Here is a 24,875-nt window from a genome sequence, read left to right on the forward strand (position 1 = left end):
GCAAGCCAATCGTCAGTTGCCCAAACGGGCAGCACAATGGGAGGGACCTATGACCGACGAAAGCCAGACTCAAACCCCGTGTATGCAGATCAACGTGGCGGGCGTGATGCCCAAACTGCCCAAGGAATTCGACACGTTCCCCTTTTATTATGCGTCTCTGCAGTGTCAGTGGATGTACTGGTACACGGATCCAGAGGTTGCGGAGGCCTTTGTCAAAGGCACCGGCCTTTGCGTGGCCAAGTTCCCCGATGAAAATGGCAAAGACCGGGCCGTTATTCTGCTGAACTTTCAACGCTACACCGCGCATTATGACAATGCGCTGGGCTTTGTGAACGAGGTGGAATTCAACCTTCTGGCCTATCCGCAAAATCGCGTTCCCGGGGTGCCGCAGGTTTCGCTGACCGAGTATCTGCACGGTCGCGATCAGACCAAAACCATTGGCCATCTGCGCGTGCATGTTGCTGCGGACAATGCCATGGCGGTGAAAGCCGGGCGGGAGGCTTTTGGTGAGCCGAAGTTTCTTGGCCACTTCAATTACAAAGTGCCTTCACTCAATGCGAAGATGGTGGGGGATCCGCCACGTCAAAGCAAAAAATGGTGGATACAGCTGGTCAACCCGGATGACCCGGAAACCATTGTTTATGATCTGACCGCAGACTTTGGCCTGCTGACGGGCGATCACTGGGCGATCACCAATTGCACGCCGATTCCGGAGTTTGCCACCGGGCTTGGGCGCACAGTCTGGACCCGTTGGACCATTTCCGGCCTGTTTGAGACGGCGATGTTGACCGATGATGCAGGCAAACAGATTGCGGCGACGTTTCAGTTAAAACTTGGCGAGAACGATTTCCCGATGACGCGAGACATGCGCACTCTATTCACCGACATGACACCGGTTGCCATTCAAGTGTTTGAGAGCCCGCCTGTCTGTTTTGAGCCGCGCGGTTTCTATGTCGATGCCATCGATGGAGATCGCCATGACACAGCATGATCCTGATTTTGAGGCATTTTTGACCATAAGCGCGGTGCTGACCGGATACTCGGTTGCTGAATTGCAGGGCACGGGGTGTGCGCCTGAATATTGGACACAGTTCCAGCAAGTTTTGTCAGATGATGTTTGTGCAAGTTTTCTTGCCGGGGCGGCGGAGTTGTCCTGCCAAGACAGTGACAAGGTTGTGCGCGATTTTTTTCTGTCTGACCCCTGTCACGGCCCCGTCGCCCGTGCCCTGGTCCAGCTTTGGTATCTCGGCCAATGGTCGCCTTTGCCACAGGACTGGACCGACATGTATGGGGCGTCGCGGTTTGACACCGCCCGTATCCTGTCGAGCCGCGCCTATAAAGAAGGGTTGGTTTGGGACGCAATTGGTGCGCATCCTATGGGGGCGAAACAGCAAGGTTTCGGGGCCTGGGCGCTAGAGCCTCCTGCCGGGAGGGCCGGGTCATGAGCAAGGATGTGTTTGAAGAAGACCGTTTTTACGACGTGATCATCGTTGGAGCAGGGATCTCAGGTGGCATTGTCGCCAAAGAGCTCGCTGCCGCCGGTCAGACTGTTCTCATTTTGGAGGCGGGCGCAGATCATGGTGAGACCTGGCAGACCTATCGCAGCTATCTGGACCAATACTATCTGTCGATGGCCAAGACGCCGAACTCGCCCTATCCCAATCTGCCCACTTTGCCGTCGCCCTCAGTGCTCGACATCACGGCAGTGCGCGGCACCCAGCCCGACACCAATGGCTATTTTGTGCAGAAAGGCCCGCTGCCGTTCAGCAGCAACTATCTGCGGGCTTATGGCGGCACCATGTTACATTGGCTGGGTACCAGTTTGCGGATGATGCCGGCTGATTTTGAGATGCAGACCCGTTTTGGGAAAGGAGTGGATTGGCCGATTTCCTACCAAGATCTGCGCCCGTACTACGAGCGTGCGGAGTGGGAGATTGGTGTCTCTGCCGACGTCACGGAGCAAACCCCTGAGGCGCTGGGCATTCATCTGACGCAGCCGGAGGATCACACGGCCTATTTTGCAGAGGGCTATGACTATCCGATGCACCCGATCCCTTCGTCCTATGTGGATGGGTTCTTTGCCAAGGCAGATGATATGCCGATAGACATTGGCAATGATGATGGGCCAGTGCATCTGAAGGTATCTAACACGCCGCAAGGGCGCAATTCGACACCACGCAGACCCAAGGCAAAAGGCGGAACCTTTCCGGTGGGCGATGAGGTGCGCGATCCCTTTGTGCCGCGTGGCGCAACAGGGGCCTTTGCCTTCATGGGCCAGCGCTGTGAGGGCAATTCGAGCTGCATTCCGATCTGTCCGATTCAGGCAAAATACAATGCCATGAAAACCTTGGGAGACGCGATCTATCTGGGGCAGGATCGGCTGCGCAAAGTCACGCAGGCGGTTGCATCCAGAGTGGAGGTTGGCGAAGACGGGAAAATCACCGGGATCGTTTACAAGAAATACCCTTTCCCCGGTGTGGCGCAGTTTGATCTGCGTCGGGTCCGCGCCCGTCAGTATGTGCTGGCCGGCGGCGCAGTTGAGAATGTCACGCTGGCGCTTGCCTCTAATCTCTGCCGCAGCAGCGGCGAGTTGGGGCGCAACCTGATGGACCACCCTTACATGATGTGCTGGGGGGCGGCGCCTGAGCCTGTGGGGCCGTTTCGTGGCCCCGGTTCAACCTCGTCTTATGCGAATTTCCGGGATGGCGATTTCCGCGGGCGCAAAGGTGCCTTTCGGCTCGAGATTGGCAATTGGGGGTGGAACTTTGCGGCGGGCTCGCCCAATTCGGATGTGGCGCGACTGGTGGAGCAGGACAACCTTTATGGCACGGCGTTGCGCGACAAGTTGCATCATGATGTGCAACGGCAGGTCCGCCTTGGCGTTTTGGTTGAGCAGCTCCCGCAGGCCTCAAACCGCGTGACAATTGACCCGGCCTATCGCACGCTGATGGGCGATTTCCGACCGGTGATTGCCTATGATCTGGATGATTACTCCCGCGCCGGTCTCGCCACAGCGCGCGATGTCTGCAAGCAGATCTTTCAGCGCCTTGGGGTGAAGGATCACACCGCTTACGATCCCAATTCTGCGGGCTATTTCACCTACAATGGTAAGGGGTACACCTTCTGGGGCGCGGGGCATCTGGTGGGCACGCACCGAATGGGCTCGTCACGAGACACCTCTGTCACCAACAGTGTGTCGCAGACGTGGGATCATGAAAACCTCTGGATGGTTGGCTGCGGTTCGATGCCCACAATTGCCACCTCCAATCCGACCCTGACGTTGGCGGCTTTGGCGTTTCGCGCGGCGGATGCCATTAAACTGGCTCTGAAAGAGGAGGCTGTGGCATGACACAGGATCTTGCTGACGCCCGCGCCGAACTCTGCACCTTGTTGCAAAAGGCGCTGATGCTGGAGTTGTCCACCATCCCACCCTATGCCACAGCGCTTTATTCGATCCTGCAGGAGGGGCAATACAACCGCTCTGACCCAGAGCTGGTGAACGCGGAGCCGATTGAGGTCATCCGGCAGGTGATGGTTGAGGAAATGCTGCATATGGTGCTGGTGGCCAATGTGCTGAACAGCATTGGTGGCACGCCGCAGATGACCAACCCGAGCCTGCTGCCGACTTACCCCTATGATCTTTTGGGAGGGCGTGGGCCGACCGTTTATCTGCGACGGTTTACCCACAAGCAGGTGAAGCTGTTTCGCCAGATTGAGACCGCGCCGGAGAGCCCTGAGCCCGGTCGGCGGGGCGACTATCACACCATTGGAGGGTTTTACATTTTCATCAAAACCCGGCTCAAAGATATCTGCGATAGCTTCGGGGTTGAGGAGATCTTTATTGGAGAGGAAGACCGCCAGATCACCAATGATGACTATTACGGGGCCGGAGGGCATGTGATTGAAATTACGGGCTCTGCACACGATCGGTATGACGCGGCCATGGAGGCGATTGATGAGACTATGGAGGAAGGTGAGGGCGCGTGCCTTGGCCATCGCGCCGGTGACAAAGACCCGATCCCCGGCCCGGAAGGCCATGAGGACGTGGCCCACTTCTTTAAGTTCAATGAGATCTTGCACAGTCGGTATTACCACCCTGATGATCCGGTCGAGGGCCCGCCTACGGGCAAGGATCTGATCGTTGACTGGCGTGCGGTGGCGCCCATGCGTGACAATCCGGCGCGCGATCACATTGCGGGGCACCCTGACATTGAGGCCATGTCGCAGGCGTTCAATGTGACGTGGTCCAAGCTGCTCTGGGGGCTCGAGCGGGCCTTTAACGGCGAGCGTGCTGCGCTGCGTCAATTGGTGCCGGTGATGTATGAGCTAAAGTCAAGCGCGACCAAATTGATGCGTACCCCATTGCCGGATGGCTCTGGTGAAACGGCAGGGCCGACTTGGACGTTCCTCTCTGGCGGCGGCGAGATGTGACGCAGCCAGTGGACAAACAAAAAGCCCCCCGGACTGATGCCGAGGGGCTTCTCTATTTTTCAAAGAAAGCAGTCTTTACAGACCGGTGGACACGTCGATTGTGTTGCCTTCTTCCAAGGTCACGTAAGCCTTTTTCACGTCTTTACGCTTGCCGAGCTGGCCGCGGAAACGTTTGACTTTACCCTTGGTGATGGTGGTGTTGACCGCTTTGACCTTTACACCAAAGAGCGCCTCAACGGCTTCTTTGATCTGTGGCTTGTTGCTGTCGATCGCCACTTCGAAAACCACTGCGCCGTTTTCGGACGCCATTGTGGATTTCTCGGTGATGACCGGCTTGCGGATCACATCGTAGTGTTCTGCCTTCGCGCTCATTTCAGACGAGCCTCCAGTGCTTCGATCCCCGCTTTGGTGATCACCAGAGTGTCACGCTTGAGGATGTCATAAACGTTCGCGCCCATGGTCGGCAGGATATCCAGACCTTCGATGTTGCGCGATGCTTTCAGGAAGCCTTCGTTCACGGATGCGCCGTCGATGACCAGAGCACGTTTCCAGCCCAGGTTTTTCACCTGCTTGGCCAGAGCGGCAGTCTTGCCTTCAGACGCTGCGTCTTCGATCACAACCAGCTCGCCTGCTTTCGCTTTGGCGGACAGAGCGTGCTTCAGGCCGAGCTTGCGGAATTTCTTCGGCAGGTCGTGGCCGTGGGAACGCGGGGTCGGGCCCTTGTAGATACCACCTTTACGGAAGATTGGCGCGTTACGGTCACCGTGACGTGCGCCACCGGTGCCTTTTTGGCGATAGATCTTCTTGGTCGAGTAGGAGGTCTCGGAACGGGTCTTCACCTTGTGAGTGCCGGCCTGTGCGTTGTTGCGCTGCCAACGAACCACGCGGTGCAGGATGTCTGCACGTGGCTCCAGACCAAACAGGTCTTCGGACAGTTCAATATCGCCAGCTTTGCCGCCGTCGAGTTTGATCACGTCAAGTTTCATGCTTCACCACCTTCCGCAGGCGCTTCTGCTGCTTCGGTTGCTGCTGCCTTGATCGCCGCCGGGAATGGCAGACCTTCAGGCGCTTTCTTCTTCACGGCGTCCTTAACGGAAACCCAGCCACCTTTGGAGCCAGGTACAGCGCCTTTGATGAAGAGCAGACCACGCTCGGCGTCGGTTTTCACGACTTCGAGGTTTTGGGTGGTTACGCGAACCGCACCCATGTGACCGGCCATCTTCTTGCCCTTGAACACGCGGCCCGGGTCTTGACACTGACCGGTGGAACCGTGCGAACGGTGGCTGATCGAAACACCGTGTGTTGCGCGCAGACCGCCGAAGTTGTGGCGTTTCATGGCACCGGCAAAACCTTTACCGATCGAAGTGCCCGCTACGTCCACTTTCTGACCTTCAACGAAGTGCTCTGCGGAGATTTCCGCGCCCACTTCAATCAGGCCGTCTGCTGGAACGCGGAACTCAACCAGTTTGCGCTTTGGTTCCACTTTCGCTGCTGCGAAGTGGCCACGCATGGCTTGAGAGGTGCGTTTTGCCTTGGCAGAGCCAGCGCCGAGCTGAACGGCGGTGTAGCCGTCTTTCTCTTCGGTGCGCTGTGCAACAACCTGAAGGCCGTCGAGCGAAAGAACGGTCACAGGAATCTGCTTCCCGTCTTCCATGAACAAGCGGGTCATGCCCACTTTCTTTGCGATAATACCGGAACGCATCAGATATTCTCCTTAAACAGAGATCTGTACGTCCACGCCGGCCGCCAGATCGAGCTTCATCAGCGCGTCTACGGTCTGCGGGGTCGGATCTACGATGTCGAGCAGACGCTTGTGCGTACGGATCTCGAACTGATCGCGGGATTTTTTGTCTACGTGAGGACCACGCAGAACGGTGAACTTCTCAATCTTGTTGGGAAGCGGGATCGGGCCACGAACCTGCGCGCCGGTGCGCTTTGCAGTGTTCACGATTTCCTGTGTGCTGGCATCCAGGACACGGTAATCAAAAGCCTTCAGCCGAATGCGAATGTTTTGACTTTGCATTTCGTCAGCCTTTTTTAGGCGTTGGAGTTGAGAGGAGGACCTGCGACCACCGCAAACCCTCATCGAACTCAAAAAGCGGGAATCATCCCGCCTTCCTGTTCCCATAGGGAACCAGCGCCCTTTACAGGCGATTTGCCAAGCGGGCAAGGGGTATTTGTGGTATTTAGACGCCGTTGCTTCTGACGAGGGAGCGCATACCTGCGTTAACTTTTCATGGCCTGCAGCAAATCCAAGAGCGTTTTGCGATCATTGTCGTCGGGGAAATCACCATTGGCAAGTCGTTCGGCGATGCGCAGGCGAAGTTCTTCTTAGCGCAGGCGGATATCTTCATTTGCGGTTTCTGCAAGTGTCTTCATGATGGTGGCGACGGCTTGCTGTCTTTTTGTGGTTGGGTTGGCAATATAGTCCAGCAGGCTTTTTTGACCGGATTCCAATATGCTTTCTGCGATGTGGCGCAGCTGCTCTCCATTGGGCAGGATCGGCCCGGTTGCGGTTTCCACAGATATGAGGGCCGCTTCTGAGGAGGGCGCATCTATTATCGCGTTGGCACCGTCGACAAAGGCCTCTGTGATCATCCGCGTGATCTGGATCGCAAGGGGGTCGCGAAACAATGTGGAGGCGATCGCAACACCATAGTCGGTGTAAACCCAAGGGTTCACGCGACGTCCTCCGCGGCCTTTTGGCTTTGAAATCACGTTCTGTGACTGCAAATCGGCAACTTCTTCGTCACTCAGTTGAAAGCGATACCCGTCAAACAGGTCTTTGTTGCGTGTGACAGCCTGATTGAATGCGCTGACTGATTTTCCATAAAACCCAGCCAAATCCTCCGCCAGCACAACCCGCTTTCCGCGCACTTGTTGAATGGCGTTTCGCACTGCATCGGCGCTTGGTAAATCTGTCATGAGGCGGCCTCAAAGATTGGGATCACAAGTTGTGATTTCAAACTGGCGCAGATGAAGGTGACAGGCAACCGGTGGCTTTTTAGGCGTGTTGCCGAAACGAGCGCGCGCGGATTTTACGTAATCGCTTCAAGCTGCTCTTTGGTCAGGTCGCCAGGCACCACGGTGATCGGAATCGGCAGGCTGCCGGAGTTGCGCGACATCTGCGACACCAGCGGACCCGGACCTTTGCGGTCGTTGCCCGCGCCCAGCACCAAAACGCCGATTTCAGAATCTTCGCGGATTTCAGAGAGGATCTCTGTCACCGCTTCGCCTTCGCGGATCTTCAGCTCAGGATCGACGTTCTGGCGGTCACGCATCCATTTGGCGAACACTTCATAGTGCACTTCAATGCGTTCGCGGGCCTCTTCGCGCATCAGATCGCTTACGCCGATCCAGTGGTTGAATTCTTCTGGAGGAATCACGGAGAGGATTTTGACGCCGCCACCTGTGCTTGCGGCACGCATGGCTGCGAACCGCATCGCATTAAGGCATTCCCGACTGTCATCCAGAACGACGAGGAATTTGCGCATCACTTTTCTCCCTTTCGGAGATCATGCCGTTTCGCCAGGGACGGTGCAATATCTGTTTGGATCGACCGCATTTGCCGCGACTGCTGTGTGCGCGGGTCAGGCCGCAGAGGCAGCCCAATCCCAATACAGCTCGCGCACGCGGCGGGTGATGGGGCCGATCTGATACTGGCGGTCATCAAAGGCGCTGACTGGGGTGACTTTGTTCATATTGCCGGACATGAAGACTTCATCTGCCTCCTCAAAATCCTGATAGCCGAGCACGGTTTCATGCACGGTCACACCATCCGCGCGCAGGTTTTCGATGTGGCGCGCGCGGGTGATACCCGCCAGGAAGGTGCCGTTTGGCACCGGCGTGAAGACTTCGCCGTCGCGCACCATGAAGATATTGGCGGTGGCGGTTTCTGCGACATTGCCCATCGCGTCACAGGTCAACGTGTTTGAGAAACCCTTGCTGCGCGCCTCGCGCAGCATGCGGGCGTTGTTTGGGTAGAGACAGCCCGCTTTTGCGTTGACCACCGCGCTTTCAAGCACCGGGCGGCGGAAGCGGGTTTTGGTCAGGGTTGCGGCTGCCTCTGGTGGCGCCATGGGGATCTCTTCGAGACACAGCGCAAAACCAGTTGTGTCTGCGCTGGGAACGATAGCTGTAGCATCCCCATCAACCCCCCAATACATCGGGCGCACATAGACCGCCGCATCGGCCGAATAGGCTTTCAGCCCTTCTTGCGCGATTTCAACCATGTCTTCGGTGCTGACGGTTGGGGTCAGTAGCAGCGCCTCCGCAGAGCGGTTGGTACGGGCGCAGTGTTTTTCGAGATCCGGTGTAAGGCCGTTTGCCAGACGCGCGCCATCAAACACGGTTGTGCCCAGCCAGGCCCCATGGTCGGCCGCGCGCATGATAGGCGCATCGCCGTCGTGCCAACTGCCGTTAAAAAAGGTGCGGATATTTTTGCCGGTTGCCATGGTCAAACCCCTTTCAGTGTTGCGTGGACCCTAGGGCGCACTTGCTCTAAGGTCCATACCAACAATGGCAAAAAAGCTGACCTTTTTACTCGCGGAGGTGTCGGCGGTGAGCTGGGGCGGTAATAGAAATGCCCCGCCAGATCCGGCGGGGCTGAGTGTTGGGTATTGTGCAGCGTGGCGCTTATTTCAAGCGCTGGCCGTTGGCCAAAACATGGCCTTTGTCGTTGACTTCAATTTTGGAGGTCAATGTGTCTTCACCATCGCCCGGTTTGGTGAAAGTGCCCATCATGAAGCGTGCGGCAAGCGCTTGATCTTCGGGCAGCAGGCCCATGCTGACCAGCGTGTCCATCAGGCCGTTCACACCTTTGATGGTCAGGTTTACGGCCCCTTCGGGGCGTGGCAGCCCGTCGAAGCTTTCCAGATCGCTGTTGTCAAAGGCAAAGTCACCAGCACCTTCGACGCTCGCGCCAGCAACGTTCAAGCGGAGTTCATTCAGGGTCAGGCTGTTCAGCTCGCCCGGCACTTCGGTGGTGGTCTCGTCCAGTGTGAACAGGTCGGTCTGGATCGTGCCTTTGCCAGCGATGTCCACAATCAGGGTGGCCGGATCGCGTGGCAGGGCCTGTGTTGGGTCAAACAGGCTCCACAGCAATTCAGAGATCGCAAGATCCTTGAGGGCCAGTTTCAGGCCGAAGTCTTGCTCTTCTTCGGAGGCAGACAGGGGGACGTTAAAGCCATAGGCGAATTCACCGAAAGTCACATCGACCGGAATGGGCAGTTCGCCACCCGCGCCGGCGAAATGTGTGTCGGTGGCATTGCCTTCATAAGAAATCAGCGCGCTGCTAATATCCAGCGTGAAGGCGCCTGCGCCACTCTTGAGGGAGAACTGACCTGGCGCGCGGCCGTCATTGTAGCTGACGTCTGCTGTCATGCCGTCATAGGTGTAGCCGCCGGCAATGCTGAAGGCGTCGGTGAACAACGCGGCGGGATCACTGCCAAATGGCACATCCGGCAAAATGCTTTCCGCGTCTGCTTTCATGCCGCTCAGCGTCACTTTGGCGTCAACAGATTCCTCATCTTCTGGCGCGCGGCCGGTCAGATTGAAGGTCAGCGTTTCGATCTCGGTGGTGCCGCGGTTGGTTGTGTCCTCGCCAAGAATGATTTCGGACATGCCGCTGAAGCCTGACAGCACCAAGCCCATGTCGACGCCTTCGACCGCTTCGTTTTCGACCAGAAGCTCAGTGACGGCAATGGTCGCCTCTGTTGCGCCATAGGTGTAGGTCATCGCCTTTGGGTCACCAGAGACGATGGTGTTCAGGTCGCCATTGAGGGTGAGCGTGACGGCAAACGCTTCGTCGCCTTCATTTGAAGAAATCGCGATCTGTTTGTTGTCTGGCAGAACAACAGACACGGTGCCGTCGCCATTTTCCACCAGATCCATTGCACCAAAGTCGACGGCCAAGTCGGCTTCTTCTTCGGGGAATGACATCACCACATTGATGTCTGAGATCGACAGGGTGTTGCCGTTCTTGGCTTCGGTGGCTTCAACTTTGTAGCCAGAGGTGGCCATATAGTCCTGCCAGTGGGTCCAAACGTCACGTGCTGTTACGTCTGCCAGTGCGGACTGTGCGATAAAGATCGTTGCCACGGCAGTGGTTGAAAAGACCCCGGAGGCTGAAATATGCATGACTTAGTCTACCTTATAAAAGCATTTGGCCTAAACTCTGATGAAGCTTGAGGAGGGTCAAGAGCGAAGCGACACCAAAACCATTTTCTGGAGCGCTAATAGGCTGGACGGATCCATGCGCGCGCATTACGCCATGGCTAAAGCAACACGATAGGGGGTGTTATATGAATGATTTTACTGGAAAAACCGTGGCTATCACCGGGGCGAGTCGTGGGATTGGGGAGTCTGCTGCGCGGCTTTTCGCCGAGGCGGGGGCAAATGTCGTGCTTCTGGCGCGGAGCGCATCGGACATAGAGGCCATTGCTGGCGAAATCGGTGAGCGTGCGCGTGCCATAAAGTGTGACGTGGCGGATTATGCTCAGGTCGAAGGGGCATTGCAAAGTGCAGTCGACACGTTTGGTGGGCTCGACGTGTTGATAAACAATGCTGGGGTTGTGGAGCCGATTGCGCATCTCGTCAGCTCTGACCCAGCGGAATGGGGTCATGTCATCGATATCAATCTCAAAGGCGTTTATCATGGGGTGCGTGCGGCGCTGCCGATTATGGAAGCGGCTGGCGGCGGCTCCATCCTGACGATTTCTTCGGGGGCAGCCCATGGTCCGGTCGAGGCCTGGAGCCATTATTGTGCGTCCAAGGCGGCCGTGCACATGCTGACGCGCTGTGTGGACAAAGAAGCCCGCGACAAGGGTATTCGTGCGATTGGTCTGAGCCCGGGCACTGTTGCCACGCAGATGCAGCGGGAGATTAAAGCGAGCGGCATCAACCCGGTCAGCAAACTGGAGTGGTCCGATCACATACCCCCTGAATGGCCTGCCCGCTGTTTGATGTGGATGTGCGGAAGCGAAGCGGATGAATGGCTGGGAGATGAAATCTCCCTGCGTGCGGAAGATATTCGTCGCAAAGTTGGGCTGATATGATTTCTTTGGTCAAAGAAGACACCGGGCTTTGGATCGCGACGATCAATCGCCCGGACAAGGCCAATTCACTCACCGAAGCAATGCTGGACGAACTGGCCGGCATTGCCGAGGCGGCGCAGGGTGCGCGCGCACTTATCCTAACAGGGGCTGGGCGGGTCTTTTCGGCGGGCGCTGACCTTGATGAGGCGCGTGCGGGGCTTGCCACAAGCGCGGTCTGGGAGCGTCTGTCACATGCGATTGCTGCTTTGCCGGGGCTTACCATTGCTGCGTTGAATGGCACGTTGGCAGGCGGGGCCAATGGCATGGCGCTTGCCTGTGACCTGCGTGTTGCCGTGCCAACAGCCAAGTTCTTTTATCCTGTTATGAAGTTGGGGTTTCTACCGCAGCCTTCCGATCCGGCACGGCTTGCGGCGCTGGTCGGCCCTGCGCGCGCCAAGCTGATCCTGATGGGGGGTGCGAAGCTTTCTGCGCAGGAAGCCTATCACTTTGGGTTGGTGGATCAACTGGTGGAAGATGGTGATGTGCTGGCAGCGGCGCGTGTTCTGGCGGCGGACACGCTCGCTGCGGATCCTGAAGTTGCGGCGGGTATCAAGGCTATGTGTTTGTCTGCCTAAACTGTTTCGCCACGCGCCTGTGCCAGTGTCGGTGTCAGGGCTTGTGGCGCAGCGCGTCAGTAGTGGCTGGTATAGCCGCCGTCGACCGCCAGTATCTGTCCTGTGACATAGCTTGCAGTTGGGGATGCGAGAAAGAGAATGGCGGGGGCCAGTTCTGCCGGATCCCCCCAGCGGCCCAAAGAGGTTGCGCTTTCAAGTCTGGCGGCGATGTCGGGGTCCTGCGCGGCAGCGGCGTTGGGGGCTGTTTTGAAGAACCCCGGCGCGATGGCGTTTACATTGATGTTGGCGTGTCCCAGCTCAGCGGCGAGCGCCTTTGTCATGCCGTTGAGCCCCGCTTTGGCGGAGGTGTAGGCCGCATCCCCGGATTGCGCGATCAACCCCGCAATCGAGGAGACGTTGACGATCTGCCCGTAGCCGTTTGTTTGCATCTGTGCCGCGGCGCGTTGCGCCAGACGAAAGGGCGCGACGAGATCAACGCCAAACAAGCGGACCAAATCGGCGTGGGTGAAATCCTGTAAGGCGCGGCGATCCCGCATGCCGACATTGTTGATGAGAATGGACAGGCCGCCAGCCGCTTGCAGCGTGGCAAAGGCCGCATCTGTGGCGGTTTCATCCGCCACGTCAAAGGTGAGCGGGCTGGCTTTCAGCCCGCGATTTGTAAAGTCATCAGCGGTGTTCTGGCAACGATCCTGCGCGCGGCCATTGATCCAGACATGGGCGCCGGCTTCGGCGAGCAGTGCGGCTGCGGCGTGCCCCAAGCCCTCCGTGCTGCCGGTGATGAGCGCGTTTTGGCCAGACAGATCAAAACAGGGCAGAGCAGGGGGCATTGTCTAATCCTTTTGCGGCGCCGATTGGCTGAGCCACCGCCCAGAGGCATGTGCGCTGTCAAGTTGCGCCGCTGCGGCACGGGGCGCTCAGGCGCATAGACAAGGCGGGCATGGCTAGGCTACTGATGCTGCATTGCAAAAAGCGAGAAGAGGCAGATATGTCCCGGATCAGCCACATTCAGATTGACGACCGCAACCTGCCGCCGCCCACGCCGGAGATCGATCAGGAGCGCAAGGTCGCGATTTTCGATCTTCTTGAGGACAACAGTTTTGATTTGCCCAAACGGGATGATCGGGCTGTGCCGGATGGGCCGTTTTCGGTTGATCTGGCCATTCGCGATAAGCGGTTGGTGTTTGATGTGGCCACAGAGGCAGGTGACAAGGCGGCGGAGTTTCACCTGAGCCTGAGCCCGTTTCGACAGGTGGTGAAAGATTATTGGGCGATCTGCGAGAGCTACTTTGATGCGGTCAAAAATCTGCCGCCGAGCCAGATCGAGACAATAGATATGGCGCGGCGCGGTATTCACAATGAGGGCGCGCGTGTTTTGCAGGAGCGTCTGGAGGGCAAGGCTGAGGTGGATACCGATACTGCGCGCCGGCTGTTCACCTTGATCTGCGTGCTGCATTTCGGGGGCTGACACCGATGGCCACGTCAGACGATAAATGCCCGTTGCCGCAGTCTGTGCTGTTCTGTTGTGACCAGAATGCAGTGCGCTCTCCGATGGCTGAAGGCATTATGAAAAAGTTCTACGGCCTGGATGTTTACGTGCAATCCGCAGGCATTCGCAGCGATCTTGATATCGATGGCTTCGCCATTGCTGTGTGTGATGAGATCGGTGTGGAGCTTGCCCGCCACAGAACCCGCAGCTTTGAAGAAATGGAGAAGCTGGGCGATGATCTGTCAAGCTTTGACATGGTGGTGGCACTGACACCTGCGAGTCGCACTGAGGCGGAGAAGTTGACGCGGTTTGATCATCTAGAGCTTGAGTTCTGGCCGGTGACTGATCCGACTGGTGCCGCCGCCGGAGACGGGCGTGACGCCAAGCTTGCGGCCTACCGCATCGCGCGCGATGAGATCGTGGCCTATCTGCAAAAGCGGTGGGGGGCGTCGCCCTTGGCCGCCACCTAGGGGCCATTCAGCGTCACTTTTGCGCAATTCGCCTGAGTTTGCCCTTGAAAACCAGCACATTTGGGATCATTTAGGGGCAGCCCGCACCAGGCGGGTGTAATGTGAAGGAGAAACCATGGCCAAGGAAGAACTGCTCGAATTTCCCGGTGTCGTGAAGGAACTCCTGCCCAATGCGACGTTTCGGGTCGAGCTGGAAAACGGCCATGAGATCATCGCACATACGGCAGGCAAGATGCGCAAGAACCGCATCCGCGTTCTGGCTGGCGACAAAGTTCAAGTCGAGATGACACCTTATGATCTGACCAAGGGTCGGATCAACTATCGCTTCAAGTAAGCCTTTGCGCGGACAGTCAAAACGAGGTCCTGGATGAAATTGATCTTGGGCTCTGGCAGTCCGCGCCGCCGCGAATTGCTGGCACAAATTGGGGTCGTGGCGGATGATATTTGCCCCCCCGATATCGACGAGACCCCCCATAAAAATGAACTCCCGCGCCCTTATTGCGCGCGGATTGCCGCGCAAAAGGCCGCGGCGGTGCAGGCGGCACCTGAGGATATTGTGCTGTGCGCTGACACTACCGTGGCGTTGGGGCGGCGTATTATGGGCAAACCTGCCGATGCAGGTGAGGCGGCGGAGTTTCTTATGGCGCTCTCTGGGCGTCGCCATCGGGTGATCACCGCGGTTGCGGTGCGCCGTGGGGCGCAGTTCTGGACACGCGAGGTGGAAAGCGCTGTCAAAATGAAGCGACTGTCCAATGAAGAGCTCAATGCCTATCTTGCCACCGGCGATTGGGACGGCAAAGCAGGGGGCTATGCGATTCAGGGCTCGGCCGCTGCGTTCATTCCGTGGATTTCCGGGTCTTTTACCGGCATTGTGGGTTTGCCCGTATCAGAAACCGTCGGGCTTTTGCAGGCCGCGGGATACCCGCTTTATCAAAACACATAAAAGGATGCGCACATGAAGGGGCGTCAGATTATTCTCGACCACATCAATGGGCGCGAGGCCGCTGCCCTTATGGTGGATGGCATGCTGGACGATGTGCTGATTGACGCAGATGCACCGCGGATCGGTACAATTTACCGCGCCATTGCCGACCGTCCTGTAAAAGGGCAGGGCGGGATGTTTTTGAAAACGCCCGATGGGACAGCGTTTTTGCGGCAGGTAAAGGGGCTTGCGCCGGGTGACACCTTGCTGGTGCAGGTCACAGGGATGGCGGAGCCCGGCAAAGCCATTCCGGTCACCCAGAAAATCCTGTTCAAGAGCCGCTACGTGATTGTCACCCCTGGTGCGCCCGGTGTGAATGTGAGTCGGTCGATCCGTGATGATGACGCGCGTGATGCGCTGTTGGCGATTGCCCATGCTGAAGCTGGCGGTCTGCCGGAAGAGGCGCGAATTGGCCTGATTCTTCGTTCTGCTTGTGAAGGCGCTGCAGAAGACGAAATTGCCGAGGATATCCGCACAATGCTGGATCTCTGTGAGGCGGTTGTAGCGGATCAAGAAGGCGCTGCGGCACTACTGAGTCAAGGCGACGGGCCGCATGTCGCGGCTTGGCGTGACTGGTCGGAGCAAGCAGAAGTTGTGACCGAAGAGGGCAGCTTTGGTAGCCATGGCGTACTGGATGCGTTGGAGATGGCAGAAGGTGCTGAGGTCGCGCTGGGAGGCGGTGCTTACATGTATGTGGAGCCGACTCGTGCTTTGGTGGCGGTAGATGTGAACACCGGCCGCGACACTTCACCTGCTGCAGGGACAAAGGCCAACTTTGCCGTTGCCAAAGCACTGCCGCGGGCGTTGCGTGTGCGCGGACTTGGTGGGCAGATTGTGCTGGATTTGGCCCCTATGCCGAAGAAAGATCGCCGCGGTTTTGAGAGTGCTCTGCGCGCGGCCTTTAAACGTGACGTGATTGAGACCACGCTGGTTGGTTGGACTCCGCTTGGACACTACGAGTTGCAGCGAAAAAACGCCCGTGCACCGCTTTCAGAGCTGCTAAAATGAGCTGCCCGATCTGCAAGAAAAAGGCGGTAGCTGAGTATCGCCCATTTTGCTCCAAACGTTGCGCAGATGTCGACCTAAGCAAGTGGTTTTCTGGCGAATATGCCGTGCCTTCTCAGGACCATGAGGAGGTTGTCGAAGCTATAGAGGCGTTGGAAAAACGATCTTCTAAATTACATTGATTTTTTTCTCATTTCCCTCTGGACAGCCCCGCGTTGCTGACATAGAAGGCCCACACCCAAGGCGAACAGCCTTCCCATGCCCGGGTAGCTCAGGGGTAGAGCAGTGGATTGAAAATCCTCGTGTCGGTGGTTCGATTCCGCCCCCGGGCACCATTTAACTCTCTGAAAAATAAATGGTTTTCACTCATGTGACTTGATCTCCTTGTCAGGGTTTGACGGTTTTCTCTGTGGGTTTGACAATTTTGCTTTCGCTGCGCGACGCTCATATTCTCCTTCCCAGACTTGCATTGTCTTTCGGTTCTTTCGAGCCAAGGCTGCGTTCTTGGAGTAGTGCAGCCCCATGACCTTCGAGCCCTGCGCGAGCAAATCAGAAATCTCACGCTCGTCTTGCCCTGCCTCTCGCAGCCAGGTCGCCATGGTGTGGCGCAGTCCTTTTGGGGTTAGTCCCGGGGCGACCTTGTCACCCCCTTCAAGCTTTCTCCGAAGGCGCTGCCATGTGCTTGCGAAACCATCGTAGGTCCAAGGCGTGCCTTTTGAGCTCGCGAGCAGCGTTTCCGCATCGTGTGCCGGTGCCATTGCTAGCTCGATCTCAAGAATACTGCTGATCGGGATTGCAGCACCGACATTGGTCTTGTTTCGGCCTTTCCATATGATAGCGTCATCTACCTGATCTTTGCGAAACTCGAGCGCGTCGCTTGGATCTTGACCGGTGCAAAAAATCATAGCCAGCGCTGCCCGCAACTGAGGGGATGCGGCCTCAAGAACTGTTTGAACTTCTTCGAAAGTCCACGTTCTGTATGCTTCCGGGGTGTTTTTGGGGCGCGGTTTCTTGATGACATCCTCTGCATAGTTTTTGGAAATCAAACCTTTTGGAATGCAAAATTTGAAGACTTGAATGAGAAAGTTACGGACGCGATTTGCCTTGTCCCAACTGTGTTTCTTTGCGAGCTTGTCATGGATGGCAGCGAGAAGTGGCGTATCAATAGATGACACGGGTGTATCCTTGATTGGCTCTAAGATTGCGGCGCACATTCGGTATTCGCGTTTGGTAGCTTTGGAGCGTTCTAGGAAATGCTCTTCAGCGAAATAAACTGCGATCAGGCCGCCAAGCGTACCTGGCTTCGGTTGAATTTGTTTCAAGGCCAAAGCAGCTGCCGAAATCTTGGCGCAATCTGCAAAAAATTCAGCAGAGCCAAGCGGAGACTTTTGTAGGTCGATCTTTTGATTTGTGCTGCGATGATAACACCGCATTCGCCCATGCCTGTCGGCGAAAATCTTAAACCCCTTAACGCGAACTAAGGTCATTACAAGCGGTCCAAAATTGCGCTTTGAGATGCTGTTTCTAGGCCGGCTTTCAGATCGTCAATCCACTTGTCCAAGTCGGTTCGGTCATATTGCTTGTATTTCGGCGGAATGGGCACTGGCTGTACTGGGCAAAGCGTTTTGAAATGCCTCACTGCGATTCCACAGTAATGTGCCGCCTCAGTCATGTTCATCATACGTTTTTCAACAACTGAAATACTTAGGCTGGTGGTTGCCATCAAACTGACCTCGTCGTTGAAGTTGAAGTCTGATTAGCATCACCTGCCATAACTTCCGAAATGTTGTCGATATGGTGCGGCAGAAGCAAAATCTTTCCGCCGAATGAAACAAAGTTCCCGCTCTTCCTCGCCGCTGACCGAATGGCTCGCGGCGATACGACCATGCCGTGCATATCCCGCAGCAGACCACACCAGGCCTCAGGTGTCTTTCCATCTCTCATAGAAATCGGAAGGTTGGCTATCTTCATTGGACTCTCCTGCAAAAATCGGCCACATTGCACTCAAATAGCGTGCTATATTGCATAAGTTACGCCATTTGACGTAACAGATACGCCAAGTGGCGTCAACATTGAAGGCAAAATTGTGGAATCTAGCAAGAAGAAGCAAATTGGGGAAAGGTTAGCCACAATAAGAGCAAGCCTGAAAATGTCTCAAAGAGAGATGGGCGAGCAGCTTGGGATTTCTTGGCGAACCTATCAAAACTACGAAGTCGGCTCACGTGAGGTGTCAGTTGAATTTGTGATGCAATTTTGCGGTAAATTCGCGATCAGACCCGAATGGCTCATTGATGGCGCTGGTGACATGCCCAGCATCGACGAAGTCCAAGTTTTCAAGAGGCTCTTGGTTGAGGTTCAGAGTTCGGCACGAGCAAAAGGGTTCGATCTAAACCTGGAAACACTGCTCGCCATTTCAGACAGGCTCTTACAGAGAGAACGCGAAGGTAGCCCGGCAACCGCTAGAGACGTAGATGACTACATTGAACTAAGAGTAGGAAATTAGTTATGGACGAAACACCCGCACTGAACCAAGTTAGACGGCTACGGAAAATTCGCACTAGCCTTTTGGGTGTGACATTTTTGCTGTTTGTCGCGTTCTTGGCCGGCAAACATTTGCTCTATACAGACGAGAAAGAGATCCGTCTCGGGGATTGGTTTTCAATCGTTTCAATCTCAGTATTTTCCGCGTGTGCGATCTTCGGCATCTGGGTCAATAATCGTGCGGCACGCCTCAAATGATGCACAGCTCCAGAGCAATGCTTGCGTCAATTTTCGCATGTTGAGCGTTGACCCGCACAGAACTGCTTTCATTTCGTACAACGGGGTGGATGATTGCCGAGGTCGGGGTGCGAGCTTAGTTAGCCACTGTAGAAAATTCTGTATTCTTGCTAATCGAGAGTTTGGCGTTGATTTAGGAGCGAACACTTGTTTAAAAATCATTTTTAGGTTGCTGACTTCGATGCAATTTTCCTCAGAGGTTGTGGCCTCATGGTGGCTATGCACTGTTTTTTAGAAAACCCTCTCTTTCCAGACCAACCGTTCAAACAAAGTGTAGCGGATTGAACAAGAGAGCCCACTTTGGCGGATGCTGCGTGATGAACCAATGACGGTTTTGCGCAGAAAGCGAGCTTTGCAAAGTTCAGTTTTCATTGGCAGCTGTGCGGACAAACGGCTCTTTCGCTGCAGCTGCGCCAAAGTCGGCTTCAACGCTTCGATGGCGTCAAAAACGGTCGTTTTCGACAGTGACAGAAACGTATGAGTTTTGGCAGTAACTCATTCGAACAACCCTCGCATGGCAAACGGTTGTTACCGCGACGCCAAACTCAATGACACCGCGGTAACTTTGTCGATCTAGCCTAAACATGCGTTCAGAATTTGAGCTTTGGCTCAAACGCACCCAAGGAACACTTCGCGGGGAATGCAGCCGCTACCCGTGGACTGATAGATGCGTTGAAAACGCCCCGGCTTGAAGAAGCCGCCATGCAGAGTGGTCGCCCCGCAAGCAGGGGTGGGCTTGACGTAGATTGCGCCTGGGCCGGGACAGATTGGGCCGGTGTGAGGTCCCATAGTCTGTGCGCTTGCAGTACCAGTAGTTGCGGCAAGAAGAGCCACGAGAATGAAGTGTCGCATTGTGCTTCTCCTATCTAATTGAAGTGCAGACGCCCAGAAGAAGGCAGGGCGTCTGCAAGGTGTTGCCTCAGAAGGAACCGCCGAAACCGACACCCACACTCGGACCCATGGGCGTGTGCGTCACGCTTCCCGACACGCCACCATAGCCGCCTTGTACAGTCACACTGCCACCAGTGCCGATGCTTGCGCCCGCCGACACGTTGCCAGAGGTGCCAGACACACCAATGCCCGAAACAGTCGGCGCAGAGCCGTTCGACGTAATGCCGACGGAAACCGATCCGGATCCACTCGGACCACTATCGGAGATGACGGGAATGGACACGTTCGGGGTTGCTGGAGCTTGGTTCGTGTACAACTGGCCAGCATCATTGGCCATTGCAGCACCAGCCATCAGAATGGCCGAAACGGAAGATGTGATAAGCAGTTTTTTCATGGCGTTTCTCCTTTTTTCGCCATCGGCAGAAGCCGATCTTTGGTTAGGAATGGCCCACCCGGAGTGAGCCATCCCGCTCTTCTTCGATCACCAACCAAAAGTCTTCGCCGCCCACTTCGCAGGCTTATCGATGACCTTTTCTTTGACCTCATTGGGCAAGGCGTTCGGACCTGGCTCGAGAGGTTTGTCGATGCGCAGTGCATCGCGCGGCATCGTCCAATCGATTGAATTGTCGTCGCAGAACTGCAGACGGCTGGTCTCGCCTTGGTAGACGACTGCACAGGATTTCTCTTCCTGTTCAGTCTGGTCTTGGGCGAAGGTCGCGGTGCCAGACCCAAGCAACCCAACCGCTGCAACCGACGAAAAGAGTATTCGTTTCATATGCTTGCCCTCCTAGGCAGTTGATTCTGACCCTGTCGCTATGATCGTTATAACGATAAAATCGTCGTCTTTATCTCCGATTCGCGACATCAAGTCAAGACGATTATATCGTTATGACGTACATGTCGCTTTACCGCGCGATGTCGAGCATTGCGTTATAGCGAAAAAATCGTTGATTCTTGCGGAGGCCTGTCTATATTAAACGCAGAGCAAGAGGTTCGGTATGTCAGACATTGCAAGCAGCCTGCGCAGCGCACGCGCTTATTTAGATATGAATGTAAAGTCGGTTGCCTCAGCATTGCGCATGTCTGACAAGACGCTGACGCAAATCGAAAAGTTTGGTGACCCAGATGATCCAAAGGTTGCAGAATTAATCGATTTCTATGAAGATCTTGGCCTAAAATTTGTGCGAGAAGGTAAGGAAATAAGAGGTATCTTGCACTCTGATGAAGTGCGGAAACTGGCAATTAGCGCCGCAAAAGGGCCAAACCCTGACGAAGACATTGAAAGCTTGCGTCGTGCTGTAAGGATAATCAACGGGCTAGTTTACAACCTTCGCAGAGTTGAAAAGACAAAGGCTAACATTGCAGACACGATGGAGGTACATTTCCCAGTGTCAGCAAGGGATTTCGTAAAAAAAATCATTTCTGACTGGCTCTCTGAGAGGCCATATGTCGAAATAATTAGTCCTGATGGCAAGAAGCAAACTCTTGATAAGGGGCTAATTGAAAAGCTGCTTTAGACCTTGAGAGAAGCTTGTTAGTAGCGGAGATTCTACGAGTACAAGGTATAGCAGAATAAGTAATAGGAAGGTCACGGCAGCTAACCAAATGAGGCGGTTCTTCCGAGATTTTGAAAGACTTTGTATCTTCTCTTGCGCGATTTTCGTGTCCGACTCCAGCTCCGAAATTCGATCCTTTAGAGGATCTATCTCGGCTTCTAGATGTTCAATCCTTTCGAATTGATCTACTTCTCTGCTGTAGCTTATGCGAACTCTACGAGAAATCTGAGATATCAGAAGATGATTTGGGTCGTTGTTGGGGAAGACACCAATTCGAGAGATTAGGTTGCCGTTCTGGCTATCAAACACGGGCCTGTCGCTACACTGAGGGGTGTGTGTGCCATGATCGTCGCTGAGTTGCTCTGACCCTGTTTTGATATTCTTCTCGTTTATTTGCGCTATCAAATTTGGGATGCGGTCTGAAAGCTCTTCAGAAAGCTGAGAGAAACTTAGCCCGAAGCCTGCACGATTAAGATTTCCGTCGTTGAGTAAGTTCAGCAGTGCGCCTGTAAATATTGGGAGATCAAAGTCGTCTAGCTCATCATGCGCATATACTGAACCGATGGCAGTCGAATTGTTTGCAGTCAGGATTGTGGCTCCTAACCTAGGGAGTGCGAGGGTATCGGAGCTACTTAGATATGAAGCTGCCTCAGGGGAAAGTGGTAACTCTGGGCTGCGACGATGAACGACGCCACTTGCGCAACTATCGATCAAAAAATACAGGCGACAGCTTGCTGCGTCCTCTATCCTTTCGATGAGCCGTTCGAAGTTCACACATGTATCTTCATCACTTGTCTGAGAGTTTTTGAGTAAGAAACGGAAGTAATCGCCGTCCGCGTATCCATGCGAGCATATGTAGACAAATATATCGGATAGGTCCCGTGTCGAAATGAACTGATCTATTTTCAACAGGAGTGCTGGCTTATCAAAATCTGTGTTGAAGCCGTTAAAAATGTTGCGGTTGACCACCCCCAAGCCTTTGCGGGGGTCTCGAAAGTAATCAATGACCCTCTCCGAGGCGTTGAGGAATACCTGTCGATCTAAGTCCGTCTCGTTAGGGAACGTACTAGCCCCTAGGGCGATGAGGCCTGTTTTTGCAGGGTTAAAGAACATAAAGAAAATTCCGGGTTATAGCTAAGGGAAGCTGCGGTCGACGATGTAGAGTACTCTGGCCGAAAGGGCAGCCGAAACACAAATACAGTCTATCTTGGGCCAAAAGAGTGGTTGCTGCCTTGGCCCGAAACGCCGTGCACAACCCCATGAGGCCCGGGAACTTGCAGAGAAGGGCAGATGTGATTTGGATCAGAAATTATGGACGCATAATTTGCAGTGTTTTGCTTTCTATCGACTTTGGACTACGGACAGGGGCAGCAATAACACGGATGGCCACCGATGCTACAGGAGCATGGGTTCTGGCAGCTCTCGGCGGGTTGATCTAGCTTAAATAAGCCTCCTAACCTTGCGCCAATACACTGCCCAGCCACAAACCCACATAGATCGGCTTCAAGGCTATCTGAAAAACCAAAATCCGATAAGTCAGGACGATATGTTTCTAGTGAAAGGGGGTCGTCAGCAAGAGCACCGGTAGCATCAATGATCTTTATACCAACATAGTCGCCAAGCCCTGTCATTTCCCCGATAGTGTCTCGTATTGAGTAAATGTTATTTTCAATTGCAGTAACAAACGGATTGGTCGGTGTCGGCATTCTCAATCCTCCAAATCTGGTTCCGATACTAAACGTGGTTATACTACATTTTTCAGGTCGTCATCGCGAATGACTCACGATCAATGATCGGATCATAACGATCCTGGGTGATTTTGGTAGACATATCGGCCAGTGTGAAGAGGTAACCAAGGAACTCCATCAGGCGAAAACGGTCGATATCGCCGATGATAGAAAGGTACGAGTTCTGACCATTTGTCGAAGACCAAAAGACCGCTAACTGATTTATTTCGAGGCTAAGCATGACAGAAGAGTGCACGCCACCCGAATCGCAAAAAGCCATTCAGAGCTTCGCGGCTGTGCTGGACGTATTTGGCTTGATTAAAGCAAATGTAAGTTCGGCAATCGCACTATCCGATATGCTCATAGCTCGTCGACAGGTTGCTGACTTGAAAGCGACTATGAGAGGCTTTGCGATGCTGCGCTCGACGCAATACAAGACGCTCACGCCAGACCACATTGAGCGGTTGCGCGAACGCAGTCCAGACGAACTGAGAGAGATAATCGAGAGTGATTTCAAGTATCTAAAAGTTGCAACCGACAGCGCAAACAAAAACTTTGGGTCGGTTGCAGGGTTCCTCAACTATTCAAATCCGAGGTTGGTTGCAGATGTCGAACATGCGCTTCAACAACGCATAAACTTATTGGACCAAACACTACAAAGCCATGATCCAGCACATCATCTTTCACCCAGCAAAGTCGTAGAAATTTACGAACAGTATTCCAAGCTGGCAGCGGAGTTGATGGAACTTCTCGAAGCTCTTTCGAAGGAGATCAGCAAAAGAGAAGGACAGTAAGCGCCACAAACGGTCGTTTTTGTCACAGGCGTTGCTGACGCCGGGTTCGTTGACAAATTATGTGCCACAAACCCCTGGCAAAACTGCCTTTGATTTTGTCACGTTTTTTGGCCGGGGCCCAAGGAGCGGACATTGGTGCACAATGCAGCATCCGGTAAAGAGGGCTCACTGCTGACCTCGGAGGCAGCGCAGCATGCCACCGCTGAGCTCGCCAAAGGGGATCAAGGACGGCCCAAACCTGACGTTGCCCGAAGTACGAGATGCTGCGCTGCGGCCCTCGTTTAGCAGCCGTTTAGTTCTTTTCAGGTACCAACCTCATCCGGTTTTGCAGGGCCATCAAGAATTTTGAGTGTCCCTCAATTTTTAAGATGTACGCCGACAGATCACTGCCATGGTACGTGCCGAAGTCCTTACGTGCAGATTCAACTACGCTGGTCGTCAAGTTTTTGGCATCAATGGTAATAATTCCTGCGTCAAACAGTCGATGAATATCTGCTCGAAGCGGGATGCCATTCCAGGCTTCATCACCGCCGCCAAATGATACTGGTATTATGTGGGCAGCCTCCAATGCCGCCAACGTCTCGCATCCTGAAATCAGACAACGTGCATTAAACATCTCAAATACGGCACGGCGAAATGTAGCTTGTCCTGGACGCTCCCAAACATCCGCCAGTCTGCGCTGCCGCTCTGTAGCAATTTCAGCCTCATCTTGTGCATTTTCGATTAGTTGGAAGCCAAGACCTTCAAAGTACCTTCTAAACACATTTGTGATCGGGTTGTCGGTCATGGGGTTTCCGGCAATCTCGTTAGCAAGACGCCCCAAAGGCTTCACTGGATAAGCTACGCCTTCGTACATCAAGAAACCTGTCGTGGACTTGCGCATCTGTCCGTTGGGCTTAGGGTAGTTCTCGTACAACCAGGCATGCCCTAGGGCCTTAACACGGTCTATTGCCTCTTCGGCCTGATGTCGATCAAAGGTCAATTCAGTCATCTTATCAGTAATATCCTTAAAGCTAACGGATCATGCTGCTATCGTAACGGCGCTCCAATCATAGTTTCAACTCAGGGGTGCAACCAATCCACAGC

General features: G+C 54.8%; 32 protein-coding genes and 1 tRNA gene. 17 read left to right on the forward strand and 16 right to left on the reverse strand.

The features are described from left to right. Window positions 1-49: 49 nt before the first annotated feature. From PJL69_RS17960 to PJL69_RS17975, 4 genes are read left to right on the forward strand one after another with little or no spacing between them, the layout of a single operon-like run. Window positions 50-991: a hypothetical protein gene (locus PJL69_RS17960; RefSeq protein ID WP_271310900.1), complete on the forward strand. Its 942-nt coding sequence runs from the start codon at window positions 50-52 to the stop codon at window positions 989-991. Next, entirely contained in the window at window positions 978-1,445 is a 468-nt protein-coding gene (locus PJL69_RS17965) for a hypothetical protein (RefSeq protein WP_271310901.1), read from the forward strand. Before PJL69_RS17960 ends, PJL69_RS17965 begins: the two co-directional genes overlap by 14 nt. Further along, a complete protein-coding gene (locus PJL69_RS17970) occupies window positions 1,442-3,349 on the forward strand; it encodes a GMC oxidoreductase (protein ID WP_271310902.1) in 1,908 nt (635 codons plus the stop codon). The genes PJL69_RS17965 and PJL69_RS17970 overlap by 4 nt, the downstream gene beginning before the upstream one ends. Next, on the forward strand, window positions 3,346-4,431 hold the full coding sequence (locus PJL69_RS17975; protein ID WP_271310903.1) for a ferritin-like domain-containing protein: 1,086 nt from the start codon (window positions 3,346-3,348) through the stop codon (window positions 4,429-4,431). The genes PJL69_RS17970 and PJL69_RS17975 overlap by 4 nt, the downstream gene beginning before the upstream one ends. Before the next feature lie 75 nt (window positions 4,432-4,506). On the opposite strand, the gene PJL69_RS17980 is transcribed toward PJL69_RS17975, so the two are convergent. The 8 genes from PJL69_RS17980 to PJL69_RS18015 form a co-directional block, all read right to left on the reverse strand. Further along, a complete protein-coding gene (locus tag PJL69_RS17980; RefSeq protein ID WP_058238271.1) occupies window positions 4,507-4,803 on the reverse strand; it encodes a 50S ribosomal protein L23 in 297 nt (98 codons plus the stop codon). After that, window positions 4,800-5,417 (reverse strand): 50S ribosomal protein L4, encoded by a 618-nt coding sequence (gene rplD, locus PJL69_RS17985; protein WP_209098173.1) that lies wholly within the window; start codon window positions 5,415-5,417, stop codon window positions 4,800-4,802. Before rplD ends, PJL69_RS17980 begins: the two co-directional genes overlap by 4 nt. Continuing rightward, window positions 5,414-6,133 (reverse strand): 50S ribosomal protein L3, encoded by a 720-nt coding sequence (gene rplC / locus PJL69_RS17990; protein WP_209098175.1) that lies wholly within the window; start codon window positions 6,131-6,133, stop codon window positions 5,414-5,416. Before rplC ends, rplD begins: the two co-directional genes overlap by 4 nt. A gap of 12 nt (window positions 6,134-6,145) precedes the next feature. After that, entirely contained in the window at window positions 6,146-6,454 is a 309-nt protein-coding gene (gene rpsJ, locus PJL69_RS17995) for a 30S ribosomal protein S10 (RefSeq protein ID WP_044028221.1), read from the reverse strand. Between the two features lie 308 nt (window positions 6,455-6,762). Further along, window positions 6,763-7,356 (reverse strand): ORF6N domain-containing protein, encoded by a 594-nt coding sequence (locus PJL69_RS18000; protein ID WP_271310904.1) that lies wholly within the window; start codon window positions 7,354-7,356, stop codon window positions 6,763-6,765. 113 nt (window positions 7,357-7,469) lie between these two features. Beyond that, complete coding sequence (locus tag PJL69_RS18005) at window positions 7,470-7,925, reverse strand: universal stress protein (protein ID WP_209098177.1); 456 nt, start codon at window positions 7,923-7,925, stop codon at window positions 7,470-7,472. A 96-nt stretch (window positions 7,926-8,021) separates the two neighbouring features. After that, window positions 8,022-8,885 carry a branched-chain amino acid aminotransferase gene (locus PJL69_RS18010; RefSeq protein WP_271310905.1) on the reverse strand — a complete coding sequence of 288 codons (864 nt, stop codon included), beginning with the start codon at window positions 8,883-8,885 and terminating at the stop codon, window positions 8,022-8,024. Window positions 8,886-9,066: 181 nt separating this feature from the next. Beyond that, complete coding sequence (locus PJL69_RS18015; RefSeq protein WP_271310906.1) at window positions 9,067-10,569, reverse strand: DUF2125 domain-containing protein; 1,503 nt, start codon at window positions 10,567-10,569, stop codon at window positions 9,067-9,069. Between the two features lie 164 nt (window positions 10,570-10,733). Between PJL69_RS18015 and PJL69_RS18020 the strand changes: the two genes are divergently transcribed. After that, window positions 10,734-11,486 carry an SDR family oxidoreductase gene (locus tag PJL69_RS18020; RefSeq protein WP_271310907.1) on the forward strand — a complete coding sequence of 251 codons (753 nt, stop codon included), beginning with the start codon at window positions 10,734-10,736 and terminating at the stop codon, window positions 11,484-11,486. Next, window positions 11,483-12,100, forward strand: a complete 618-nt coding sequence (locus PJL69_RS18025; RefSeq protein WP_271310908.1) for an enoyl-CoA hydratase/isomerase family protein — start codon at window positions 11,483-11,485, stop codon at window positions 12,098-12,100. The genes PJL69_RS18020 and PJL69_RS18025 overlap by 4 nt, the downstream gene beginning before the upstream one ends. A 56-nt stretch (window positions 12,101-12,156) precedes the next feature. Here PJL69_RS18025 and PJL69_RS18030 read toward each other — a convergent pair whose 3' ends face one another. Next, window positions 12,157-12,927 (reverse strand): SDR family oxidoreductase, encoded by a 771-nt coding sequence (locus tag PJL69_RS18030; RefSeq protein ID WP_271310909.1) that lies wholly within the window; start codon window positions 12,925-12,927, stop codon window positions 12,157-12,159. 110 nt (window positions 12,928-13,037) lie between these two features. Here PJL69_RS18030 and PJL69_RS18035 point away from each other — a divergent pair, with 110 nt between their 5' ends. From PJL69_RS18035 to PJL69_RS18065, 7 genes are all read left to right on the forward strand, one after another. Beyond that, entirely contained in the window at window positions 13,038-13,565 is a 528-nt protein-coding gene (locus PJL69_RS18035) for a UPF0262 family protein (RefSeq protein WP_271310910.1), read from the forward strand. A 5-nt stretch (window positions 13,566-13,570) separates the two neighbouring features. Beyond that, window positions 13,571-14,056 carry an arsenate-mycothiol transferase ArsC gene (locus tag PJL69_RS18040; protein ID WP_271310911.1) on the forward strand — a complete coding sequence of 162 codons (486 nt, stop codon included), beginning with the start codon at window positions 13,571-13,573 and terminating at the stop codon, window positions 14,054-14,056. Between the two features lie 115 nt (window positions 14,057-14,171). Then, the gene (gene infA, locus PJL69_RS18045) at window positions 14,172-14,390 is read left to right on the forward strand and encodes a translation initiation factor IF-1 (protein WP_007205486.1); all 219 of its coding nucleotides are present in this window, start codon (window positions 14,172-14,174) and stop codon (window positions 14,388-14,390) included. Between the two features lie 33 nt (window positions 14,391-14,423). Continuing rightward, window positions 14,424-14,999 carry a Maf family protein gene (locus tag PJL69_RS18050; RefSeq protein WP_271310912.1) on the forward strand — a complete coding sequence of 192 codons (576 nt, stop codon included), beginning with the start codon at window positions 14,424-14,426 and terminating at the stop codon, window positions 14,997-14,999. 12 nt (window positions 15,000-15,011) lie between these two features. Beyond that, window positions 15,012-16,046: a ribonuclease E/G gene (locus tag PJL69_RS18055; protein WP_271310913.1), complete on the forward strand. Its 1,035-nt coding sequence runs from the start codon at window positions 15,012-15,014 to the stop codon at window positions 16,044-16,046. After that, on the forward strand, window positions 16,043-16,225 hold the full coding sequence (locus tag PJL69_RS18060; RefSeq protein WP_271310914.1) for a DNA gyrase inhibitor YacG: 183 nt from the start codon (window positions 16,043-16,045) through the stop codon (window positions 16,223-16,225). Before PJL69_RS18055 ends, PJL69_RS18060 begins: the two co-directional genes overlap by 4 nt. 78 nt (window positions 16,226-16,303) lie before the next feature. After that, a tRNA-Phe gene (locus tag PJL69_RS18065) sits at window positions 16,304-16,378 on the forward strand. Between the two features lie 27 nt (window positions 16,379-16,405). Here PJL69_RS18065 and PJL69_RS18070 read toward each other — a convergent pair. From PJL69_RS18070 to PJL69_RS18080, 3 genes are read right to left on the reverse strand one after another with little or no spacing between them, the layout of a single operon-like run. Further along, on the reverse strand, window positions 16,406-17,530 hold the full coding sequence (locus PJL69_RS18070) for a tyrosine-type recombinase/integrase (protein WP_271310915.1): 1,125 nt from the start codon (window positions 17,528-17,530) through the stop codon (window positions 16,406-16,408). After that, window positions 17,530-17,766: a hypothetical protein gene (locus PJL69_RS18075; protein WP_271310916.1), complete on the reverse strand. Its 237-nt coding sequence runs from the start codon at window positions 17,764-17,766 to the stop codon at window positions 17,530-17,532. Before PJL69_RS18075 ends, PJL69_RS18070 begins: the two co-directional genes overlap by 1 nt. Next, window positions 17,766-18,014, reverse strand: coding sequence for a hypothetical protein (locus tag PJL69_RS18080; RefSeq protein ID WP_271310917.1), 249 nt, complete (start codon window positions 18,012-18,014; stop codon window positions 17,766-17,768). The genes PJL69_RS18075 and PJL69_RS18080 overlap by 1 nt, the downstream gene beginning before the upstream one ends. 115 nt (window positions 18,015-18,129) lie before the next feature. Between PJL69_RS18080 and PJL69_RS18085 the strand changes: the two genes are divergently transcribed. Together PJL69_RS18085 and PJL69_RS18090 are read left to right on the forward strand one after the other, a co-directional pair. After that, window positions 18,130-18,546, forward strand: coding sequence for a helix-turn-helix domain-containing protein (locus tag PJL69_RS18085; protein WP_271310918.1), 417 nt, complete (start codon window positions 18,130-18,132; stop codon window positions 18,544-18,546). Window positions 18,547-18,548: 2 nt separating this feature from the next. Beyond that, complete coding sequence (locus PJL69_RS18090) at window positions 18,549-18,782, forward strand: hypothetical protein (RefSeq protein WP_271310919.1); 234 nt, start codon at window positions 18,549-18,551, stop codon at window positions 18,780-18,782. Between the two features lie 958 nt (window positions 18,783-19,740). Here the strand turns inward: PJL69_RS18090 and PJL69_RS18095 are convergent. Further along, a complete protein-coding gene (locus PJL69_RS18095; protein WP_271310920.1) occupies window positions 19,741-20,106 on the reverse strand; it encodes a hypothetical protein in 366 nt (121 codons plus the stop codon). An 87-nt stretch (window positions 20,107-20,193) separates the two neighbouring features. Further along, on the reverse strand, window positions 20,194-20,487 hold the full coding sequence (locus tag PJL69_RS18100; RefSeq protein WP_271310921.1) for a hypothetical protein: 294 nt from the start codon (window positions 20,485-20,487) through the stop codon (window positions 20,194-20,196). Window positions 20,488-20,710: 223 nt separating this feature from the next. Here PJL69_RS18100 and PJL69_RS18105 point away from each other — a divergent pair, with 223 nt between their 5' ends. Next, window positions 20,711-21,229, forward strand: coding sequence for a hypothetical protein (locus tag PJL69_RS18105; protein ID WP_271310922.1), 519 nt, complete (start codon window positions 20,711-20,713; stop codon window positions 21,227-21,229). On the opposite strand, the gene PJL69_RS18110 is transcribed toward PJL69_RS18105, so the two are convergent. After that, window positions 21,209-22,381 (reverse strand): hypothetical protein, encoded by a 1,173-nt coding sequence (locus PJL69_RS18110; RefSeq protein ID WP_271310923.1) that lies wholly within the window; start codon window positions 22,379-22,381, stop codon window positions 21,209-21,211. The genes PJL69_RS18105 and PJL69_RS18110 overlap by 21 nt on opposite strands. 853 nt (window positions 22,382-23,234) lie before the next feature. Between PJL69_RS18110 and PJL69_RS18115 the strand changes: the two genes are divergently transcribed. Continuing rightward, window positions 23,235-23,789 (forward strand): hypothetical protein, encoded by a 555-nt coding sequence (locus PJL69_RS18115; protein WP_271310924.1) that lies wholly within the window; start codon window positions 23,235-23,237, stop codon window positions 23,787-23,789. A gap of 292 nt (window positions 23,790-24,081) precedes the next feature. Here PJL69_RS18115 and PJL69_RS18120 read toward each other — a convergent pair whose 3' ends face one another. Then, window positions 24,082-24,780 carry an HNH endonuclease gene (locus PJL69_RS18120; protein ID WP_271310925.1) on the reverse strand — a complete coding sequence of 233 codons (699 nt, stop codon included), beginning with the start codon at window positions 24,778-24,780 and terminating at the stop codon, window positions 24,082-24,084. Window positions 24,781-24,875: the final 95 nt, after the last annotated feature.

It is taken from the genome of Shimia sp. MMG029 (assembly GCF_027947445.1).
Classification (GTDB): Bacteria; Pseudomonadota; Alphaproteobacteria; order Rhodobacterales; family Rhodobacteraceae; genus Shimia.

Excerpts from the sequence above, each read along its gene's own strand:
- PJL69_RS18000 (WP_271310904.1), bottom strand. The coding sequence starts at position 7,356 with ATGACAGATTTACCAAGCGCCGATGCAGTGCGAAACGCCATTCAACAA.
- infA (WP_007205486.1), top strand. The coding sequence starts at position 14,172 with ATGGCCAAGGAAGAACTGCTCGAATTTCCCGGTGTCGTGAAGGAACTC.
- PJL69_RS18095 (WP_271310920.1), bottom strand. The coding sequence starts at position 20,106 with ATGAAAAAACTGCTTATCACATCTTCCGTTTCGGCCATTCTGATGGCT.
- PJL69_RS18035 (WP_271310910.1), top strand. The coding sequence starts at position 13,038 with ATGGCTAGGCTACTGATGCTGCATTGCAAAAAGCGAGAAGAGGCAGAT.
- PJL69_RS18070 (WP_271310915.1), bottom strand. The coding sequence starts at position 17,530 with ATGACCTTAGTTCGCGTTAAGGGGTTTAAGATTTTCGCCGACAGGCAT.
- rpsJ (WP_044028221.1), bottom strand. The coding sequence starts at position 6,454 with ATGCAAAGTCAAAACATTCGCATTCGGCTGAAGGCTTTTGATTACCGT.
- PJL69_RS18050 (WP_271310912.1), top strand. The coding sequence starts at position 14,424 with ATGAAATTGATCTTGGGCTCTGGCAGTCCGCGCCGCCGCGAATTGCTG.
- PJL69_RS18090 (WP_271310919.1), top strand. The coding sequence starts at position 18,549 with ATGGACGAAACACCCGCACTGAACCAAGTTAGACGGCTACGGAAAATT.
- PJL69_RS18040 (WP_271310911.1), top strand. The coding sequence starts at position 13,571 with ATGGCCACGTCAGACGATAAATGCCCGTTGCCGCAGTCTGTGCTGTTC.
- PJL69_RS17970 (WP_271310902.1), top strand. The coding sequence starts at position 1,442 with ATGAGCAAGGATGTGTTTGAAGAAGACCGTTTTTACGACGTGATCATC.
- rplC (WP_209098175.1), bottom strand. The coding sequence starts at position 6,133 with ATGCGTTCCGGTATTATCGCAAAGAAAGTGGGCATGACCCGCTTGTTC.
- PJL69_RS18060 (WP_271310914.1), top strand. The coding sequence starts at position 16,043 with ATGAGCTGCCCGATCTGCAAGAAAAAGGCGGTAGCTGAGTATCGCCCA.
- PJL69_RS18075 (WP_271310916.1), bottom strand. The coding sequence starts at position 17,766 with ATGGCAACCACCAGCCTAAGTATTTCAGTTGTTGAAAAACGTATGATG.
- PJL69_RS17975 (WP_271310903.1), top strand. The coding sequence starts at position 3,346 with ATGACACAGGATCTTGCTGACGCCCGCGCCGAACTCTGCACCTTGTTG.
- PJL69_RS18010 (WP_271310905.1), bottom strand. The coding sequence starts at position 8,885 with ATGGCAACCGGCAAAAATATCCGCACCTTTTTTAACGGCAGTTGGCAC.
- PJL69_RS18120 (WP_271310925.1), bottom strand. The coding sequence starts at position 24,780 with ATGACTGAATTGACCTTTGATCGACATCAGGCCGAAGAGGCAATAGAC.
- PJL69_RS18110 (WP_271310923.1), bottom strand. The coding sequence starts at position 22,381 with ATGTTCTTTAACCCTGCAAAAACAGGCCTCATCGCCCTAGGGGCTAGT.
- PJL69_RS18080 (WP_271310917.1), bottom strand. The coding sequence starts at position 18,014 with ATGAAGATAGCCAACCTTCCGATTTCTATGAGAGATGGAAAGACACCT.
- PJL69_RS18015 (WP_271310906.1), bottom strand. The coding sequence starts at position 10,569 with ATGCATATTTCAGCCTCCGGGGTCTTTTCAACCACTGCCGTGGCAACG.
- PJL69_RS18115 (WP_271310924.1), top strand. The coding sequence starts at position 23,235 with ATGACAGAAGAGTGCACGCCACCCGAATCGCAAAAAGCCATTCAGAGC.
- rplD (WP_209098173.1), bottom strand. The coding sequence starts at position 5,417 with ATGAAACTTGACGTGATCAAACTCGACGGCGGCAAAGCTGGCGATATT.
- PJL69_RS18100 (WP_271310921.1), bottom strand. The coding sequence starts at position 20,487 with ATGAAACGAATACTCTTTTCGTCGGTTGCAGCGGTTGGGTTGCTTGGG.
- PJL69_RS17980 (WP_058238271.1), bottom strand. The coding sequence starts at position 4,803 with ATGAGCGCGAAGGCAGAACACTACGATGTGATCCGCAAGCCGGTCATC.
- PJL69_RS18020 (WP_271310907.1), top strand. The coding sequence starts at position 10,734 with ATGAATGATTTTACTGGAAAAACCGTGGCTATCACCGGGGCGAGTCGT.
- PJL69_RS18055 (WP_271310913.1), top strand. The coding sequence starts at position 15,012 with ATGAAGGGGCGTCAGATTATTCTCGACCACATCAATGGGCGCGAGGCC.
- PJL69_RS18030 (WP_271310909.1), bottom strand. The coding sequence starts at position 12,927 with ATGCCCCCTGCTCTGCCCTGTTTTGATCTGTCTGGCCAAAACGCGCTC.
- PJL69_RS18025 (WP_271310908.1), top strand. The coding sequence starts at position 11,483 with ATGATTTCTTTGGTCAAAGAAGACACCGGGCTTTGGATCGCGACGATC.
- PJL69_RS18005 (WP_209098177.1), bottom strand. The coding sequence starts at position 7,925 with ATGCGCAAATTCCTCGTCGTTCTGGATGACAGTCGGGAATGCCTTAAT.
- PJL69_RS17965 (WP_271310901.1), top strand. The coding sequence starts at position 978 with ATGACACAGCATGATCCTGATTTTGAGGCATTTTTGACCATAAGCGCG.
- PJL69_RS18105 (WP_271310922.1), top strand. The coding sequence starts at position 20,711 with ATGTCAGACATTGCAAGCAGCCTGCGCAGCGCACGCGCTTATTTAGAT.
- PJL69_RS17960 (WP_271310900.1), top strand. The coding sequence starts at position 50 with ATGACCGACGAAAGCCAGACTCAAACCCCGTGTATGCAGATCAACGTG.